Source organism: Peptoniphilus pacaensis, from assembly GCF_900088125.1.
Classification (GTDB): domain Bacteria; phylum Bacillota; class Clostridia; order Tissierellales; family Peptoniphilaceae; genus Aedoeadaptatus; species Aedoeadaptatus pacaensis.
The window spans coordinates 532,016-549,310 of sequence record NZ_FLQT01000003.1; the positions used below are offsets into that span (position 1 = coordinate 532,016).

The 17,295-nt window shown below is 49.5% G+C and carries 16 protein-coding genes and 1 pseudogene; 7 read left to right on the forward strand and 10 right to left on the reverse strand.

Annotation, left to right across the window (positions count from 1 at the left end; translation table 11 throughout):
- Nucleotides 1–2: 2 nt before the first annotated feature.
- Together BN7444_RS02580 and BN7444_RS02585 are read right to left on the reverse strand one after the other, a co-directional pair.
- Complete coding sequence (locus tag BN7444_RS02580) at nucleotides 3–908, reverse strand: Ppx/GppA phosphatase family protein (RefSeq protein WP_068455350.1); 906 nt, start codon at nucleotides 906–908, stop codon at nucleotides 3–5.
- Nucleotides 909–955: 47 nt separating this feature from the next.
- A complete protein-coding gene (locus BN7444_RS02585; RefSeq protein ID WP_068455352.1) occupies nucleotides 956–2,566 on the reverse strand; it encodes an ABC-F family ATP-binding cassette domain-containing protein in 1,611 nt (536 codons plus the stop codon).
- A 146-nt stretch (nucleotides 2,567–2,712) separates the two neighbouring features.
- Here BN7444_RS02585 and BN7444_RS02590 point away from each other — a divergent pair, with 146 nt between their 5' ends.
- The 5 genes from BN7444_RS02590 (at nucleotide 2,713) to BN7444_RS02610 (ending at nucleotide 7,691) form a co-directional block, all read left to right on the forward strand.
- The gene (locus BN7444_RS02590; RefSeq protein ID WP_068455355.1) at nucleotides 2,713–4,158 is read left to right on the forward strand and encodes a nicotinate phosphoribosyltransferase; all 1,446 of its coding nucleotides are present in this window, start codon (nucleotides 2,713–2,715) and stop codon (nucleotides 4,156–4,158) included.
- 531 nt (nucleotides 4,159–4,689) lie between these two features.
- Entirely contained in the window at nucleotides 4,690–5,409 is a 720-nt protein-coding gene (locus tag BN7444_RS02595; protein ID WP_068455358.1) for a methionine ABC transporter ATP-binding protein, read from the forward strand.
- 4 nt (nucleotides 5,410–5,413) lie between these two features.
- Nucleotides 5,414–6,079: a methionine ABC transporter permease gene (locus BN7444_RS02600; RefSeq protein ID WP_068455360.1), complete on the forward strand. Its 666-nt coding sequence runs from the start codon at nucleotides 5,414–5,416 to the stop codon at nucleotides 6,077–6,079.
- Between the two features lie 8 nt (nucleotides 6,080–6,087).
- Entirely contained in the window at nucleotides 6,088–6,912 is an 825-nt protein-coding gene (locus BN7444_RS02605; protein ID WP_068455363.1) for a MetQ/NlpA family ABC transporter substrate-binding protein, read from the forward strand.
- Nucleotides 6,912–7,691 (forward strand): DUF169 domain-containing protein, encoded by a 780-nt coding sequence (locus BN7444_RS02610; RefSeq protein ID WP_082941230.1) that lies wholly within the window; start codon nucleotides 6,912–6,914, stop codon nucleotides 7,689–7,691. The genes BN7444_RS02605 and BN7444_RS02610 overlap by 1 nt, the downstream gene beginning before the upstream one ends.
- 447 nt (nucleotides 7,692–8,138) lie before the next feature.
- Here BN7444_RS02610 and BN7444_RS02615 read toward each other — a convergent pair whose 3' ends face one another.
- From BN7444_RS02615 to BN7444_RS02625, 4 genes and pseudogenes are all read right to left on the reverse strand, one after another.
- Nucleotides 8,139–8,486: an arsenate reductase family protein gene (locus tag BN7444_RS02615; protein WP_068455369.1), complete on the reverse strand. Its 348-nt coding sequence runs from the start codon at nucleotides 8,484–8,486 to the stop codon at nucleotides 8,139–8,141.
- 11 nt (nucleotides 8,487–8,497) lie between these two features.
- Nucleotides 8,498–9,664 (reverse strand): MFS transporter, encoded by a 1,167-nt coding sequence (locus BN7444_RS02620; RefSeq protein ID WP_218016004.1) that lies wholly within the window; start codon nucleotides 9,662–9,664, stop codon nucleotides 8,498–8,500.
- Between the two features lie 146 nt (nucleotides 9,665–9,810).
- Complete coding sequence (locus tag BN7444_RS09555; RefSeq protein WP_281189424.1) at nucleotides 9,811–9,939, reverse strand: LDCC motif putative metal-binding protein; 129 nt, start codon at nucleotides 9,937–9,939, stop codon at nucleotides 9,811–9,813.
- Nucleotides 9,940–10,057: 118 nt separating this feature from the next.
- Nucleotides 10,058–11,422, reverse strand: a pseudogene (locus tag BN7444_RS02625) (DUF2254 family protein).
- 240 nt (nucleotides 11,423–11,662) lie between these two features.
- Here BN7444_RS02625 and BN7444_RS02630 point away from each other — a divergent pair.
- Entirely contained in the window at nucleotides 11,663–12,523 is an 861-nt protein-coding gene (locus tag BN7444_RS02630; protein ID WP_167627193.1) for a zinc ribbon domain-containing protein, read from the forward strand.
- Nucleotides 12,524–12,656: 133 nt separating this feature from the next.
- Here the strand turns inward: BN7444_RS02630 and tnpA are convergent, their stop codons facing one another.
- Complete coding sequence (gene tnpA / locus BN7444_RS02635) at nucleotides 12,657–13,118, reverse strand: IS200/IS605 family transposase (protein ID WP_068454118.1); 462 nt, start codon at nucleotides 13,116–13,118, stop codon at nucleotides 12,657–12,659.
- Nucleotides 13,119–13,369: 251 nt separating this feature from the next.
- Between tnpA and BN7444_RS02640 the strand changes: the two genes are divergently transcribed.
- Complete coding sequence (locus tag BN7444_RS02640; RefSeq protein ID WP_068455378.1) at nucleotides 13,370–14,377, forward strand: potassium channel family protein; 1,008 nt, start codon at nucleotides 13,370–13,372, stop codon at nucleotides 14,375–14,377.
- 72 nt (nucleotides 14,378–14,449) lie between these two features.
- Here BN7444_RS02640 and BN7444_RS02645 read toward each other — a convergent pair whose 3' ends face one another.
- The 3 genes from BN7444_RS02645 to BN7444_RS02650 all read right to left on the reverse strand — a co-directional run bounded on the left by BN7444_RS02645 (nucleotide 14,450) and on the right by BN7444_RS02650 (nucleotide 17,271).
- A complete protein-coding gene (locus BN7444_RS02645) occupies nucleotides 14,450–16,240 on the reverse strand; it encodes a DUF262 domain-containing protein (RefSeq protein WP_068455380.1) in 1,791 nt (596 codons plus the stop codon).
- A 24-nt stretch (nucleotides 16,241–16,264) separates the two neighbouring features.
- On the reverse strand, nucleotides 16,265–16,372 hold the full coding sequence (locus BN7444_RS09640) for an HNH endonuclease (protein ID WP_135122071.1): 108 nt from the start codon (nucleotides 16,370–16,372) through the stop codon (nucleotides 16,265–16,267).
- A gap of 173 nt (nucleotides 16,373–16,545) precedes the next feature.
- Nucleotides 16,546–17,271 (reverse strand): CPBP family intramembrane glutamic endopeptidase, encoded by a 726-nt coding sequence (locus tag BN7444_RS02650; RefSeq protein WP_068455382.1) that lies wholly within the window; start codon nucleotides 17,269–17,271, stop codon nucleotides 16,546–16,548.
- Between the last annotated feature and the right edge of the window lie 24 nt (nucleotides 17,272–17,295).

The following is a 17,295-nucleotide window of genomic DNA, read 5'->3' on the forward strand; positions in this document are numbered from 1 at the left end:
TATTAGCCTCCTATGATTCGGCTGATAACGTACCCCTCCCGAATTCCCGTCTGAGCGACGGCAATTTTTTCCACGTGAAAATACTTGGCGATTCGGTAAAGAATCGATAGGCCGGGAAGCAAAGTATGGATACGGTCTGCTTTTACCTTTAAAATAATCTCCATTTTTTCTTTATCTTCAATGTCCAGCAAATGTTTCATCAAGGTCTTTAGGTCGTCGGTCCTCATTTCGTCGTTGTCGTGGTCCTCGTCGAAAAGAGTGTTGTACATTTTCAACGTCGCCCGGGCACTGCCCCCGACGGCACAGAGGATCGGGTAGCGATTCCCCGCCATGGCCTGAGCGTTTAAGAGAAACTTCAGCCGCTCGTCCATGGCCTTGCGCTCGTCGTTGGTTAAAAACAGGCCGTCGACGTAGTCCCGAAACACGGAGAGGGAGCCGATGTCTAAAGACGCCGAGTCCACCACCTCATGGTTTTGAAAGAGCACCAGCTCCGTGGAGCCGCCGCCGATGTCGGTGAGGACGCCGTCGGGATGCCCCTGAACCGTGCCAGCCGCGCCAATATAAGCCAAGCGCGCCTCTTCTTCCCCGCTTAAAATTTCGATGTCGATACCCAGCGCCTCTTTTACCCGGCGAAGGACTTCCTCGGAATTGTTGACGTTACGAATGGAGGCCGTGGCAATGGCGTGGGTGTGGTGAATATCGCCTAACTGATTCAGGATGAAGTTGAAGTGACCCAAGGTCTCGATCAGGGCGACGATGCCCTCTTCCGTCAGGCGACCGTTTTTTCGGTAGCCGGCCAGACCCAAGGTTTGCTTTTCATTGAATAAATTTTGCGCCTGTCGGTCTTCCACGCGGAAGACCGACAGGCGCACGGTATTTGAACCGATGTCGATGACGCCGTGCATCATACACCTCCTTTTTATTCTAATGGCCACATGTTATGCCTTTGTAAAATTTAGTTTAAACCTTCGTCACCTTCGACGATGAAGCGGGCGATGTAGTCTTCGTAATTCATCTTGGCGTCGCGGAAGCTGCCGTCGTCTCGTATTTCGATGATGCGGTTGGCGATGGATGAAATAAATTGATGGTCGTGGGAGGTAAAGAGCAGATTCCCCTTAAAATCCATAAGCCCGTTGTTCACCGCTTCGATACTTTCCAAATCCAGGTGGTTGGTGGGCTGGTCGAAGATCAGCACATTGGCGGGATCGATCATCATTTTGGAAAACATCATCCGCACCCGCTCGCCCCCGGAGAGGACGTCGGCTTTTTTCAGGGCCTCGTCCCCGGAAAAGAGCATGCGGCCCAAGAGGGAGCGCATGACGATTTCCGATTGGTCCTCGCTGTAGTCCCTGAGCCAGTCGATTAAATTCTTGTCCACGCCGTCGAAAAAGGCGTTGTTGTCCCTGGGGAAGTAGCGCATGGTAATGGTCTGTCCCCACTTAAATTCGCCGCTGTAATCGTCACAGTGGTCCGTTAAAATTTCAAAGAGGCGGGTAATGGCCACTTCATTGCCGATAAAAGCCACCTTGTCGTCCTTGTCCAGACGGAAGGAAAGATCCTTAAAAAGCAGATTGCCGTCCAGCTCCGAGGTGAGATTTTCCACGGTGAGGATTTCGTTCCCCACTTCCCTAGATAAAGTAAAGCCTACGAAGGGATAGCGGCGGGAGGACGGGCGAATCTCCGTCAGGTCGATTTTATCCAAGAGCTTCTTGCGGCTCGTGGCTTGGCGAGACTTGGACTTGTTGGCGCTGAAGCGGGCGATAAAGTCTTGCAGCTCTTTGATCTTTTCTTCTTTCTTTTTGTTTTGTTCCTTGATCAGCTTTGCCGCCAGCTGCCCGGATTCGTACCAGAAGTCGTAGTTCCCCGTGACCATATTGATCTTGCCGAAGTCGATGTCCACCATGTGGGTACAGACGTTGTTCAGGAAGTAGCGGTCGTGGCTCACGATAATGACGATGCCTTCGAAATCCGCGAGGAAATCTTCCAGCCACATCACCGCACGCACGTCCAAACCGTTGGTGGGCTCGTCCAACAAAAGAATCTCGGGATTGCCGAAAAGCGCCTGGGCCAAAAGCACCTTCACCTTTTCCGATTCCCGAAGCTCGTACATCATCTGCTCGTGTTTTTCCAAACCGATGCCCAGCCCCTGCAAGAGGCGGGAGGCGTCGGACTCAGCTTCGTAGCCGTTCATTTCCGCAAAGCGCGCCTCAAGCTCCCCGGCGCGAATGCCGTCTTCGTCGGAAAAATCCGGCTTCATGTAAATGGCGTCCTTTTCCTTTTGAATGGCGTAAAGCTCCTCATTCCCTTGAATCACCGTGTCCATCACCGTGAAATCTTCAAAGGCAAAGTGGTCCTGCTTTAATTTCGAGAGCCGCTCGTTCTTGCCCTTGGACACGTGGCCCGTGGAGGGCTCCTTTTCGCCGGATAGAATTTTTAAAAACGTGGATTTCCCCGCGCCGTTGGCGCCGATGACGCCGTAGCAATTGCCCTGTTGAAAGAGCAGATTCACGTCGTCGAACAATTTTTTATCGGGAAACAACACGCTTACATCAGTTACTTGTAACATAGTTCACCTTTCCATTTTTATTTTTTGCTGCCTTTATTGTACCACGAAAGACGCCTGCAAGCCGCCAAGATAAAGCCTTATCGGCGCCTATCTCATGGACTTGTGCTATAATGAGGAAAAAGATCATAAACAAGAAAGTGAGCGCTATGAAATTTACAGATCACAACAACTACACCCTCTTGGCGGATTTTTATGAATTCACCATGGGCAACGGCTATTTCGAAAACGGCATGAAAGACGAAATCGTGCACTTCGACATGTTTTTCCGCTCCGCGCCCGACGAGGCCAGCTACGTCATCCTAAGCGGTTTGGAACAACTCATCGAATACCTTGAAAGCCTAACCTTCGACGAAGAAGACATCGCCTTTTTGCGGTCCAAGGGCATCTTCAGCGAGGCCTTTTTAGATTACCTGGCAAGCTTCGAATTCACCTGCGACGTGCGGGCCATCCCCGAAGGCACCGTGGTCTTTCCCTCGGAGCCCTTGGTTACCGTCAGAGGCCCGGCCATTCAGGCCCAGCTCATCGAAACCATGGTGCTACTCACCATCAACCACCAAACCCTGATCACCACCAAGGCCAATCGCATCTGCAAGGCCGCCGGCGGACGGGCGGTCACCGAATTCGGTTCCCGCCGCGCCCAAGGCTACAGTGGCGCCAATTTAGGCGCGCGGGCCGCCTACATCGGCGGATGCAACGGCAGCGCCAACACCTTGGCGGAACAGCTCTACGGCGTCCCCGCCCTGGGCACCATGGCCCACAGCTGGGTGCAAATGTTCGACGAGGAAATCGACGCCTTCAGAGCCTACGCTAAAGTCTATCCCGACAGCTGCTTCCTCTTAATCGATACCTACGATGTCCTGGACCAAGGCCTGCCCAACGCTATTCAGGTCTTTAAAGAGCTGAGAGAGGCCGGCCACGAAGGCCGCGGCGTGCGCATCGACTCCGGAGACATCGCCTATTTGAGCAAGCAGTGCCGCAAAATGTTGGACGAAGCGGGCTTCCCCGACGTCACCATTATGGCGTCCAACTCCCTGGACGAATACGTCATCGAAGACCTGCTGAAGCAAGGCGCCCAAGTGGACTCCTTCGGCGTCGGCGAGCGGCTCATCACATCGAAGAGCCATCCCGTCTTCGGCGGCGTCTACAAACTCGTGGCCACGGAAGACGACGGCGAGATCAAACCCACCATTAAAATCTCAGAAAACGTGTCGAAAATCACCACACCCGGCGTGAAAGACATCTTCCGCTTCTACGACAAAGAACAAGGCAAGGCCATTGCCGACGTCCTCGCCGTACGTGGCGAAGAAATACCCGAAGACAATTACGAAATCTTCCACCCCCTCTTCACCTGGAAGCGCAAGACATTGAAAAACTACGAAGTGCGCTCCCTCTTGGAAGACATCTACATCGGTGGCAAGCTGGTTTACGAAAGCCCGAGCCTGGAAGAAATCCGCGAAAAAGTGCAGCGAGAGCTGAACAGCCTCTGGGACGAAGTCAAACGACTCAACACCCCCCAGGAATACATCGTGGACTTAAGCCCCGAGCTGTGGAAGATCAAAGACGATCTTTTAAAAAAACACAACTCTAATTAAAAAGAAGGCACCGATGTGCCTTCTTTTTAATTGGAAAAGCGCCGCTTTTCGAACAGATGGAAGGAGCTCGCTTCTCTTTTATTCCTTTCACACCATTTCTTCATCCATTTATTCCGGGGGAGGGAAAAAGGGCGTTGCGATTCGCCCTTATCCCTCCCCCGGACCCTCATGACCTATCCCGACGAGGGTCGCGAGTCGTAGGAAGGTCAGATGCAGTCTTACACCATTTCGGGGAGGCTTCGCCTCCTCGAAATGGATGTATAGTTGTAAACCCTAACGGGTTCCGATTCCTGTTGGGTCGCATCGCGGAAGAATTATTCTTATTATAGAATTTTAATAAGCGAACAACAGAAAAGCATCAATGCCGGCTACAAGTAATGAAACAACAGGTAATACAGATTTCCTTACTATAGAATTTGGCGCCGATTTTTGAGTCCTATAGATAATTACAATACCGGTTGTTTTAAATTGTTTTCCGTATTATCGTTATGATATATTGATCACGGAGAAAATATGGATGGAGTTGAAATAATGATTAAAGTAGATCATTTGAGTAAGCAGTATGATGGCAAGACAGTCCTTCACGATCTGAACTTTGAGATTCATGAAGGCGACATCTTCGGCATTATCGGCAGGAGCGGTTCAGGAAAGACCACCCTCCTGGACTGTATCTCTGGGCTGAAAGATTTTGATGAAGGCAGTATTTTTATCGACGGCGAAAACATCGGTTTGTTGAATCTCAAAGATGCTCGCGCCGTCAGAAAAGAAATCGGATTCGTCTTTCAGAATTTTTCCCTCTTATCTCGTCGGAATGTGATTCAAAATATCGCATTGCCGCTTAAATGTTGGGGATACGACGATGCAGAAATCCAAGAGCGTACCAATCGCTTGGCCGAAATGGTCGGCTTAGAGGATCATGTTACGAAGAAGCCGAAAGAATTGAGCGGCGGTCAGAAGCAGAGGGTCGCCATTGCACGGGCCTTAAGTATGGACCCCCGCTATATCGTGTGCGACGAATTCACGTCGGCCCTCGACCCGGCTACAACGCAGTCGATCTTAGACTTGATGCTCGAGATTCAACGCGAACGCCACGTCACCATTATCTTGGTCACCCATGATATGGAGGTTGCAAAAAAAATGTGTAATCGCGTCATCTTGCTGGAAAACGGCAATATCGTGGAATCAGGAACTCCCGAAGACGTATTTAGCGGCAATTCGGCGGCGGTCAGCAGACTCTTAGGCGGTGAGTAATAAGATGTTTGAAAATACTGAATTAATGGAATACTTGCCCAGTGTCATTCTCCCGGCACTGGCTGCGACGTTTAAGATCATGATTTTCTCCGCAGTTATCTCCATGTGCTTAGGCGTCGTGTTCGGCGTCTTGCTATTTATCACCGATAAAGGCGGTTTATGGGAAAAGCGGGTGTTGCATGCGGTGTTAGCAAAAATCACCGATATATTGCGTGCCTTCCCTACAATCATTCTGATCGTATCTCTCGCGCCTTTGACGCGGATGATCGTCGGTACAGCGGTAGGTGCCAATGCGGCTATTGTAGGCATTAGTTTTGTCTGCACCCCCTTTGCCACTCGCATGATTGAAAACGCCCTGCAAGGAGTGGACACCAGTCTGATCAAGGCGGCTCAGTCCTTCGGCGCAAGCACCGGACAGATTATCTATCGCGTCCTCTTGGTGGAAGCTCTGCCGAGCATCGTATCGAATTACACGATTTTATTAATCAACATGCTTAATGTATCGACGATAGCCGGCGCTGTCGGTGCAGGAGGGTTGGGTGCCATTGCACTCACTTACGGATATCAGCGTTTCGATTACGGCATAATGTATTTCATCGTATTGATTTTGCTTATAATTGTACTCGCGATCCAGGGAGCCAGCACTTTATTGTATAAGAAATTGAAGTAGGAGGAGTTATGAAAAAGAAATTAGTATTACTGTCGTTGCTTACGGTAGGCTTGCTTTCCGTCACTGCATGCGGAAAAACTGAAACGGAAACAAAGTCGGAAAAAGACGTCATCCGTATCGGCGGCACGTCAATCTCTCAAATTTACTACGATGCATGTAAAGAAGATTTTGAAAAGAAGGGCTATAAGACGGAGTTTGTGCCCTTCGACGCCAACCCCGTCGTTTTGGAAGCTTGCAACAGCGGCGACGTGGACATTTCCATCGGCCAACACTTGAAATTTGTTGAATCCTTCAACGAAAACAAATCGGGCGATTTAACCATGGCAAAGCCCTACGTCTTCCACACGGGCATCGGCTTGTATTCCGAAAAATATGATTCCGTCGATGCACTTCCCGAAGGTGCTAAAATCGCCGTCATGAACGACCCGATGAACGAAGACATTGCCATGCGCATTCTTCAAGAAAACGGACTCGTCGAATTAAAAGAAGGCAAGGACCTTTACACCAAGGCGGATGTTACGGCAAATCCCAAAAATATTGACATCGTCGAAATGGAACAAGGACAAACCGTTACGGCTCTCGAAGACTTAGATGCAGCCTGCGTCTTCTTTACCCATATGTCCAGTGCGGGAAAAGACCCGACGAAGTATATCGCTCGTGATACCGTCATGATTCGCTACCCCATGGGCGTCATCGTTAAGAAAGAAAACGAAAACGCACCCTGGGCTGTGGATTTCGCCGAAAGCATGCGTACACCGGAATCTCAAAAAGTAATCGAAGAAAAGTTCCCCGGCGTTTTCACTTTCTACAAGAGTGACGACGAGGCGAAATAATGAGTGAGTTTTCCGAACAAGTAGAAAAATTATACGCTCTTTTAGACCTTAAATACAGCGCCGTCGGCATCGAATTGGTCGATGATTTCGAGCAGTACGACAAGGCGGATGTAGAGGAAATAAAAAATCCCATCAACTATTGCGGCGCTGTCCGGGCGGCCAGTCGAGGACGTAGCGTGAAAATTCCCCAAGGGAAGTTTCGTTGCAAGAGTGCCGAACGTTTCTTTGGCATCGATCCGACGGATCCCATCAATTCCAATGGAGAAAATTGGCATCATCTGGGCATGTATGCCGACAAAGACACTGCGCGAGACATTCGAAAAAAGCAAAAAGACGTTTCAGGTGAACACTATGGCGTCATCGTCAAGCCTCTTGAAAAATGGGAGCAGGTGCCGCAAGTCGTCTTGGTATTTGACCTTCCCTACAATATGATGCGACTGATGCAAGGATACGCTTATCTTTACGGACAACCGGAAAATCTTCGGGTCATGGGCAACCAAGCCGTCTGCTATGAATCGACGACCTTGCCCCTGACCACCGATGAAATCAATCTATCTCTACTGTGTATCGGTACACGTCATCGGGCCGGCTGGTCGAAGGAAGATATGTCCATGGGCATTCCCGGCGATAAATTTGCCGGCGTTATCGAAGGTTTGGAAAAAACGGCCAATATTATGGAAAGCGACGAAGAGAAACAGCGCATACAATCGCGCTGGAAAGAGCATTGGGAGCCTCTTAATTTACAATTCGGATATAATTATTACAAGAGTTGTAAGTAAGAGAGATATTTCCCCATTCCTATGAAAAGATGCTTCATCTTCAAAGACACAGAATCTAAAACGAGTAGGCATGTCGCCTACTCGTTTTTAAATTCCTTTAAAATTTATTTGCCCAACAAACATTCATTTTTCGGCGACACAGCCCAGCAGGAATCGAAGCCCGGCAGGGCTTCGCACATTTAAAAGGCGTTTTGTGGGTGGAGTGGGATGGGGTCCAGGGGAAGGGCCAGAGGGCGAATCGCAACGCCCTAGGCCCTTCCCCTGGTCTCAGAGCCATGTAAGAATGAAATTTAAGCGAAAGAGTAACTTGATTTAATTACCTCGGCTACGCTTAAAAAAATCTACTCCCACATGATTAACGCCCTTTTTCCCGCCCCCGGAAAGAATCACGAAGATATAATTATAGAACGAGGAAAACGGTGTGCGAGAAAAAAGAAAAAAATAATTTTATAACGTTTCTTCCCATTCTTTCTCTTTAAACCCAACCAAGACCCCATTGTCATAAACAAGGATCGGCCGCTTCACCAACATTCCGTCGGTAGACAGCAGCTCATATTGTTCTTCCTCGCTCATGTCTTTCAGTTTATCTTTCAACCCAAGCTCTCTATAGCGCATGCCGCTGGTGTTAAAGAAGCGCTTCAGTGGCAGGCCGCTTTTTTCGTGCCAGGCTTTCAGTTCTTCCGCCGAGGGATTTTCTTCCACGATATGGCGATCGGTATAGTCGAGGCCCCGATCGTCGAGCCACTTTTTCGCTTTCTTGCAGGTGGAACATTTGGGATATTCGATAAATAACATGGAATCTCCTTTCACTTTGCCGTCGGTCTTTCGAATCGTTTTTTATTACATACCACAATGCCCAGGCCCACGAGCAGCACGATCATGGCGACGAGGAGGATGGGACGCGTCCCCTCTCTTTCCAACAAAATGCCGGCGCCGGTGGAGCCCACCATAATGGCGAAGTTAAAGGCCATGGACTGCACGGCGTTGGCCACGGCCACGCCTTCGGTAACCTGCCGAGCCGTGGCCGTTTGGAACATGCTGCTCATGGCGCCGAAGCCCATGCCCCAAAGGACGAAGGCTCCGTGGAACAAAACGATGCTCCCGGTGAAGTAAAACAGGGCCATGGTCGCCGCTCCCGATGCGTAGAGGGCGACGAACATGCCGTGCAGGTGACGGTCGATGAAGAGCATAGATAGGATCACCGCCACGATGGAACCCGCGCCGAAGAAAAGCTGGGCCACGGCGACGCCGGGATAGCCGATCTCCGTCACCAGATTGCTGACATAGGTATAGACGCCGTAGTTGGCCCCCACGGCGAGAAAAGTGAGGCAGATCACCAGGAGCACGCCGCGGTTGTTCAGCATGGCCAAGGGCGAATTGCCCTTGCTTCGCGCCTCGCCGGGCACGTCGGGAAGCGCCATGCGACAGGCCAGGGCGATGATCGCCGGTGCCGCCGCCAGAACGAGAAAGGACGCATGATAGCTGTATCTCGTACCGATCCAGGTCATGAGGGGAAGCCCCAGGCTCATGCCCACGGTAATCCCCGACATAATGATGGCCACGGCCCGGCCCTGATCCTTCTCATCCACCAAAGCCATGCCGTAGGCGGTGATCATGGGCCACAGGGTGCCGGCGCAGATGCCGCCCATAAAGCGACCCGCCATGGCGATCTCGTAGCTCGGCGCGAAGCTCACCACGGCGTTGGCGGCGGCAAAGCCCATTAAGAGAATAAAGAGCAGCCGCCTCCTCTGCCAGGTCACCGTGTAGGCCACGAGGGGCAGCCCGAAAATCGCCGAGGCGATGGCATAGGACCCCACCAAGCCCCCGGCCTTGGCGATGCTCACGTCGAAGGCCTCGCTCATTTGCGGCAAGACCCCCGAGGGCACCAGCTCGCAGAGAATGGCGAGCAAAGTCACCGTGGACATAAGGATCAATAAGGGCGCATTCTTTTTACTGTTTCTTGTGTTTTCCAAAACGACCTCCAAAAATCTTTATCTGCCTTATTTTATCAAAAGATCAGGGCAGACGGAATTTTTTCCCGCATTTCTTTTCACGGCGAAGAAAAATCGCATAGAAAACTTTCCCCATGCGTTAAAAAAAGGCCCCGGAGGACCTTTCTTTAGTGATTTTCTTTTTGGTTCAAGGAGCAGCAATCCAAGGGCGCATCTCCGAAAGCTTTTTTATTTTCGCCGGCCAATTTATCTAAAAAGTGTTTCCATTTGCTCTTTATGGTTTCGGTAAATTTCATTTGTTTCGCCTCCTCGACGAATCCACTGTTTCCTTCTTTCATTATATCTATACCTAATCGGCGCAGATTCTAATCACATGTGGGAGGATAAGTCCGTACAAATTTTTTGCAGCAAAATCTAAGCCAAGTGGCGATCTTCTTTTATGCTCACGCGCTCTTCCAAATTCTTTCGAATCTTCTCGAATCGCATCCGATGCACCTCGTGGGTAAAATTCACCATAAGCAGTTCGTAGGCAGAGTCAAAGTAATTTTTTACGCCGGGCTTCGCGCTCTCCCCTGCCTTCATGTAGATAAAGTAGAGTCCCTGCAGGATGGCCCGGGTCACCAGCGGATCGCCGCCGGAATAGGTAATGATCTGGCTGAAAACCAAATAGAGCTCGTCTTCCACGGAATAGCATTGGTAAATGATCTTCGTATCCCCATCCTCTTTCAAGACGATAAATTGATTGGCCGTGGAGAGGAGCTTGCCGAGAAGCGTGGAAATTTTATTGACACAGGCCACCGCCGTGTTCGGGTCCTTGGTCCCCGGGCTCATAGCCAGGACGGAAATCTCCGTGAGAATCACCAGTCCGTGATGGTAATCGTCTTGAATGTTTTTAAAAATATTAATCACCAGGGCGCGCCCGATGGTATCGATCAGCTCTTCGATTTCGTCTCCGCTGAGATTTTTTCCGCCGAAAAGCTTCAACACCCCTACGGATTCCCCCTCCGTAGCGTATTCGCCGATTCGTTTCTTAATGGTGAACTCGGCCTTGATCCCGTCCAGGGCCTTTAAAATCGCATCGGTCTGAATGTCGTAAAGGTATCCCGTCGTCGTGGCCAACACGGGAAATTCCTTCGCGTCCTTGTCCTCCTAGTAGCGCTTCGCATTTTCCCGAAGGGCCACCTCCTCATCGATCAAAGCGTCGCAATCGGTGTACACGCCTTCGATAATGTTTGATATTTGAATGTTCTCAAGCACCTGCTTGGCAAAGACGACAAACCCGATCATGGCCACAATGGCATAGGCGATGGCAAAACTCCCCGCCATGACGTGGTCGTCGGCCCCGATATTTTGAAGCAGGAGAATGCTGATAATCGAATAGAAAAAGCCGCTGATAAAAATGCCGAAGAGGCCCAGGACGTCGGTGCGGTCGATAAACGTTTGGAGCATGCGAGGCGACACGCTGCTGCTGTATTTATTCAGCACCGTGACGATGGTAGTAAAGGAAAAAATGCTGATGGTCAAAAAGACGCCGGAAATATTCGAGAGAAAATCCGTGGACACATCAACAGGCAAAAGCAATTGATCCGGCACATGATCCTTCAACTCGGGGAACCCATGATCGAAAATCCATGTCAATATCAGAAGAGATATCGTCAGAAGGACGAACTTTGCCATCTTCATTAAATTCTTTTCGTTAATAAACCATAATTTAATTCGATCTACCATGGCTCGTCCTTTCTCAAACAGCATTGATCTACTTGTTAAATAGTGTAACATGACCGGGCCGATGCACGGAGAATTTCCGCCAAAAAAATCCTTTTATTATAAATGATCCCGACAAAGCAAAAGCGATCCGCACAAAGCGTATCCCTTCTTTTTTCTTGTCCTTGGCAAAGGTTAAGTTCGTCACCCTTCCGCCGACATTGTCCCGCCCCATGTTACCTGATATACTTAACTCAATAATAATCGGAAAGACGCGGGATGACGAGCAAGCCACGTGAGAAAGGATGGGAGATCATGGCATTAGACAAGGATGGAAGTATGGGACGGGGCATGTTTTGCAGGCACTGCGGACAGAAAAATGAAAAAGAGGCGGTCTTTTGCATCAACTGCGGCAAGCCCTTGGCCGCTCCGGTAGAAAAAAGAATGCCGCCTAAAGAAGAAAAGACGGCACCCGTTGCGCCGCCCACTCCCCCTGTGGAAGAAAAAGCGGCGCCCATCATACCGCCTGCGGAAGAAAAACCGGCGCCGAAGGAAGAGCCGGCGCCTCCCTTTGAAAACAAGGCCGAAGAAAATGTCGGTCCCGACGGGAATGATGCCCCTCCTCAAAGTGAAGGCGGCGGAAGCTTTGAATCCCTGGGCAAAAATCTGGGCAAGAAGGTCGATGATTTCGCCCGCACAGGAAACGAAAAGGCGAAGGAATGGGCGGATAATATGGGCTCCGACACCTACGCCGGCTATGCCTATCTGGCCTATTTGATTTCCGCCGTCGTCGCCTTTTTAAGCCCCTTTATGCCCTACATCAGCGTCAGCATGTACGGCATGACGCTGAGCTTCAACTTCGTGCGCATCCCTTCCGGCATCACCGAAGGCGCCACCCAGTGGGGCGACGGCATCCTGCTCATCGCCATCGCCATCGCGGCCATGGTGGTTTGGAAGCTGAAAAACAAAACCGCCATGCTTTGCATCGGCGGCGCCGCCACCGTGTTTTCCCTCTTTGAAATGGGCAGGGCGAAACAGGTTCGAGATCTGGTCAGCGGCATCCTCGGCGGCGATTTAATCAAAATGGGCGTCGGCTACTACTTCTGCATCCTCGCCTCCATCGCCCTCTTGGCATCGGCGGTCCTGTACTTCAAATCCACGAAAGAACATCAATAAATCAGAACCACCGGCTTAGCCGGTGGTTTGTCATGCCCCTATAAGGGGCTGTTACCGGCAGCACTCTCGTGCTCTGAATTTCTTCCTCTTGCAACAATTCCTCAGTTGGCGCTAAAGCGCCTGTTCTCATACTTTATTTGACCTGCTGACCCGTAAACGGATCGATGAATTCCTTCATGCTTATCTGATCCGCCATATAATCTTCTTCCAATTGGTTTTTGATGTATTCTTGAATTTTTTTCGCATTTTTTCCCGCAGTATCGACGTAGTACCCTCTACACCAGAAATGCCTATTTCCATATTTGTACTTCAGATTTGCGTGTCTATCAAAAATGATTAAGCTACTTTTCCCTTTTAAGTATCCCATGATTTGAGATACACTATATTTCGGTGGAATTTCCAGCAGCATATGTATATGATCCGGACAACATTCCGCTTCGATTATATTTATTCCTTTTCTCTCGCATAGGTCTCTTAATGTTTTTCCTATGTCTTGTTTCAATTTCCCGTATATAACCTGCCGCCTATATTTTGGCGCAAACACAATATGATACTTACAATTCCAACTTGTATGTGCTAAGCTGTTCTTATCCATATGGATACCTCCTTGATATTTTATTGCCGATAACACAATAATTTTATCATAGGAGGTTCTTTTTTTACTTGAAGCTAAAGCTTTTTATGCCTACCACCAGCATAGCTGGTGGTATATTCATGCTAAAGCGCACAATAAAAGGAGAAGCCGCTCGGCTTCTCCTTTTTGTGTCTCTTCTCTTTGACAAAAAACGAAAATAAACAGCTTTTTCCGACAAATTATATTATAATCGAAGCCATAAGGAGGGGCCTATGGACGAAAAAAGAAAACTCAAATTCACCTTTTACTCCTTTGCGTTTTTGCTCATCTTCGGCATGATCGGCTACAAATTTCTGCTGAATGTGGATTTCATCGACGCCTTTTACATGACCGTGATCACCATCTCCACGGTAGGCTTCGGCGAGATCGGCACCACAAGCAATGCCTCCGAAATGTTTTCGGTCCTCATGATTTTTTTAGGCGTGGGCATTGTGGGCTATGCCTTTTCCACCGTTGTGGCCATGTTCGTCGAAGGGAAAGTTGAAGATTTGTGGAAGGGAAGTAAAATGAACAAAAAAATTTCCGCACTCAATGATCATTACATCATCTGCGGCTCCGGCGAATTGGCCGAGGTCATCATCAATAAATTTATTCACGAAGAATTGGATTTCATCGTCATCACCGACAAGCGAGAAGACTTGGACGACTACAGTCACCACGATATTTTAGTCGTGGAAGGTCATTCCACAGAAGAGAGCGTGTTGGAACACGCCGGCATCGCGCGGGCCAAGGGGCTTTTGGCGACCCTGGACAACGAGGTGGACAATATCGTTACCGTGCTCACGGCGCGGAACATGAACAAGGATATTTACATTATCGCCAATTCCGTGAGCAAATCGGGCAACGACAAATTATTAAAGGTGGGCGCCGACAAAACCCTGTCCGCCGTGGAAATCAGCGGCAAGCGCATGGCCTCTTTGATGATTAAGCCCAACATCATTAATTTCCTCGACGTGGTCACCCGCATCGGCGACGTGGAACTGGATCTGGAAGAAATCGTCGTCAAGAAGGGCTCCTATCTGGAAGACAAAAACCTCATCGAGGCACAGATCCCGAAAAAAACAGGGCTCACCGTCCTGGCCATTAAACGGCAAGAAGACGGAAAAATGCTCTTCAACCCGCCCATCGACTATCACTTTGAAATCGGCGACATCCTCATCGTCTTGGGACGGGAGGAACAGGTGGACAAGCTGAAACATTTAGGCGACGAAATAAAATAAGGCATGAAAATAGGCGATAACACCATCGCCTTTTTTCATGCATTTTTCATGGCTTACTTAGTTTTGATCTTATCAAATCCAGCCCTTTTTCTTAAATTCTTCGATGCGGGCCAAATCCTCAGCTGAAGGCTCTTGTACCGCTTCGACAGCGGGCCTGTTTAAGTAATCGCTGTTCCATCGGTTTAAGATCCTGACCACCTCGTCGGACACGCGAATATTGCGCTTCATAATGGAATCCAGGTCCCAATCCATAGCGTCACAGGTGCCCATAGCATTTGTAATGGCGATCTTCGATGCCGCATAGGCTTTCTTCTTCTTATCGAAATAGCCGTTGCCCGCAACGATATTCAGCTTCTTCTCGAAAGGCAGCTTGTTTCCGATTTGTTCGATTTTTTCCTTCATCGTGTCATCCGACTCGTCGGGGAAATAATTCGTCTGCCACTTCCTCGGGAGGATGTGCTCGATCTCCCACCTGGCCGGGAGCAATTCATCCTGATGCTCGTAGGCCAAGGTCTTTAAGAGCATACGCACCACATTGCGGTTCGGGCTGTGAATATAAGTTTCCAGATTAGCCATGTCCACCGCCTTGAAATCAAAGGCAGGTACATCCGATGCGACGATAGCGGCATTCAACTTCATGATATCCGGCTTCACCGCATTGATCGTCGGCGTCGTCAGATACTTCGTCATCAGTTCCATCAACAGCTTATTTAAAAACTTGGCGAATTTCGTTTCAAAATCGGCCTCACTTCGATAGCAGATATAATAAATGACCACCGGATATTTCCAAAACTCGTTGGGATAAGAGGTCAATGTGTCCAACCGCTGCCTGATTTTAATATTCTTCGACCACGGTTCATTCTCCAGCTCTTCGCCCTTATTCACCACCACCCACAAATCGAGAATGGCAAACAAAGTATCCATCAATTCGAGCTTGTACAAGCGTTCAAATTTATTGGCGGCATAATATTTTCTCAAGCCGGGAGTCGTACTCTTCGTGTCCTTTTCCAGAGCCCGGTAGTAAAACATATTGTAGTAGAACAACTGCTGAATGCTCTCATTCGCCTCTGCGGCCTCTTCATCTAAATCCTTCCAGCGTTCAATAAAAGCCTTCTTGTCATCGGCATCCAGCCGATTATAAATCTTGGCCTTGAAAATATCCGCATCGGACAAAGGCAGGCCCCGATCGTTAAGAGTAGAGAAAATAGTCAATGCCGTGTCTTGGGTATCCGCCGTAATGGGCAACAGAATGGCCTGATTCAACAGAGCATAGATAAACTGATACACCATCAAGGGATTCTCCGTGGAATGCCTGTCGAATAACTCTTGGAAGAGGCGATAATTCTTCGAGTAGTTGTCTTTTGCGTCTTCGTCCGCCTGCCCGCTTTCCAAAATCGAACGCAAAATTTCATTGCCGTCGTTATTTACCACCCGCGACGTCAAAAGAATGTCCTTGTAGTCCACGGTTCCGGTAAGCTTGTTGGTACGCCAGATGGTCGGCTCAATCTTGCTTATAAAATTGTTGGCCTCCGCCGTTCGCTCCGATGCCGGCGTCTGAGTCAGCTTTGTGTAAATGGCGCGCAGCAATAAAAATAGCGAGGTAATGCGCTGCTGCCCATCGATAATTTCCTGCTCGCCGTCTTCATTCTCGTAAGAAACGACGCTACCGAGGAAATAAGAGCTTTCGTTTTCAGTGCCTCCGATGGTCGTGGTAAACTCCCACAAATCTTCAAAAAGAGTCTCCACCTGTTCATCCGTCCAGGCATAGGGCCGCTGGTATTCGGGAATGACAAAGGGCTTCGACTTCCCGCTCCCTAAAAGCGCCTCCACACTTTGCTTATTCACTTCAATGGTCGTCGTCATCACATGCCCTCCTTCAAAGGGATATCAGTCATTGGTCTTTTTAATATTGCAGTCCCGGCAAAGCATTTGGCAATTTCCCGGTACGGTCTTGTCCTTAAATGTATGCGGTGATGCCTCATTGCTCTCCGAAATTTATCCTTTCATCCATTCTACCGTCTATTTCATTCTTTATCTACTGCCCTGTTGCTTCGTCGCAACAAAAAAGCCCTCGCAAGGGCTGTGTTTGAGAGTCTCCTCGTCGGTTCTCTCTCTTATATGGAAGGTTTTTATAGGCAAGTGGTTTGTCGTAATTTTTCTCGGCTTTCTCAGTCCCTATCCTCGTTTAGTTCTGTTTCATCCTTTATCTTCAGCAGATAGGCGCAGTAGGCCGCGGATATAACCGCCGTGGCGATGATGTAGATCCACAAAATTTTCGTCGTCTCTATGCCGTATTTCGAGCTTGCGTTGATGAAGCCGTGGATCAGGATGCATGGCCAAAGGCTCTTGCTCTTATAAAAAACGATGGTGAACATAAATCCCCATGCCACGGCAAAGATGATCTGGGCCACGGTCTCCGGCCCGCCTTGTCCCGTAAGCAGGTTGATGATGTGGCCCATGCCGAAAGTGACGGCCACGATGACGATGGATTTCAAGAGGCCGTCTCTCGGCACCAGGGCTTTAAAGAGGAAGCCGCGGAAAATCACTTCCTCGATAAAGCCGATGAGAAGCATGGACAAGCACGCCCACCATTGGGCGAGGCCGCCGTAGGCGGGAGCGATGCCGTTCCAAAGATTGCCCGTGGCCAAGAAACACATAGGGAGAAAGTAGAGGTATTTTTTACCGTCTTTCGGCCATGTGTTCAGCTCGTATTTTCCCTGTAAATCGTATTTTTTCACCCACAGGCCGATTACCGCAGCCATGGCGGCAAGGGCGAGGAGCAGGTAGATGCTTTCGTCGCCGAATTGCCCGCGAAGGGTCATGGTCACCGCGCAATAGACGGCGATCCACAGCAGGGCAAAGGCCAATTCGTTTTTCTTGTACAGACCGTGCATATCATTCCTCCTCTCGCCGCCATT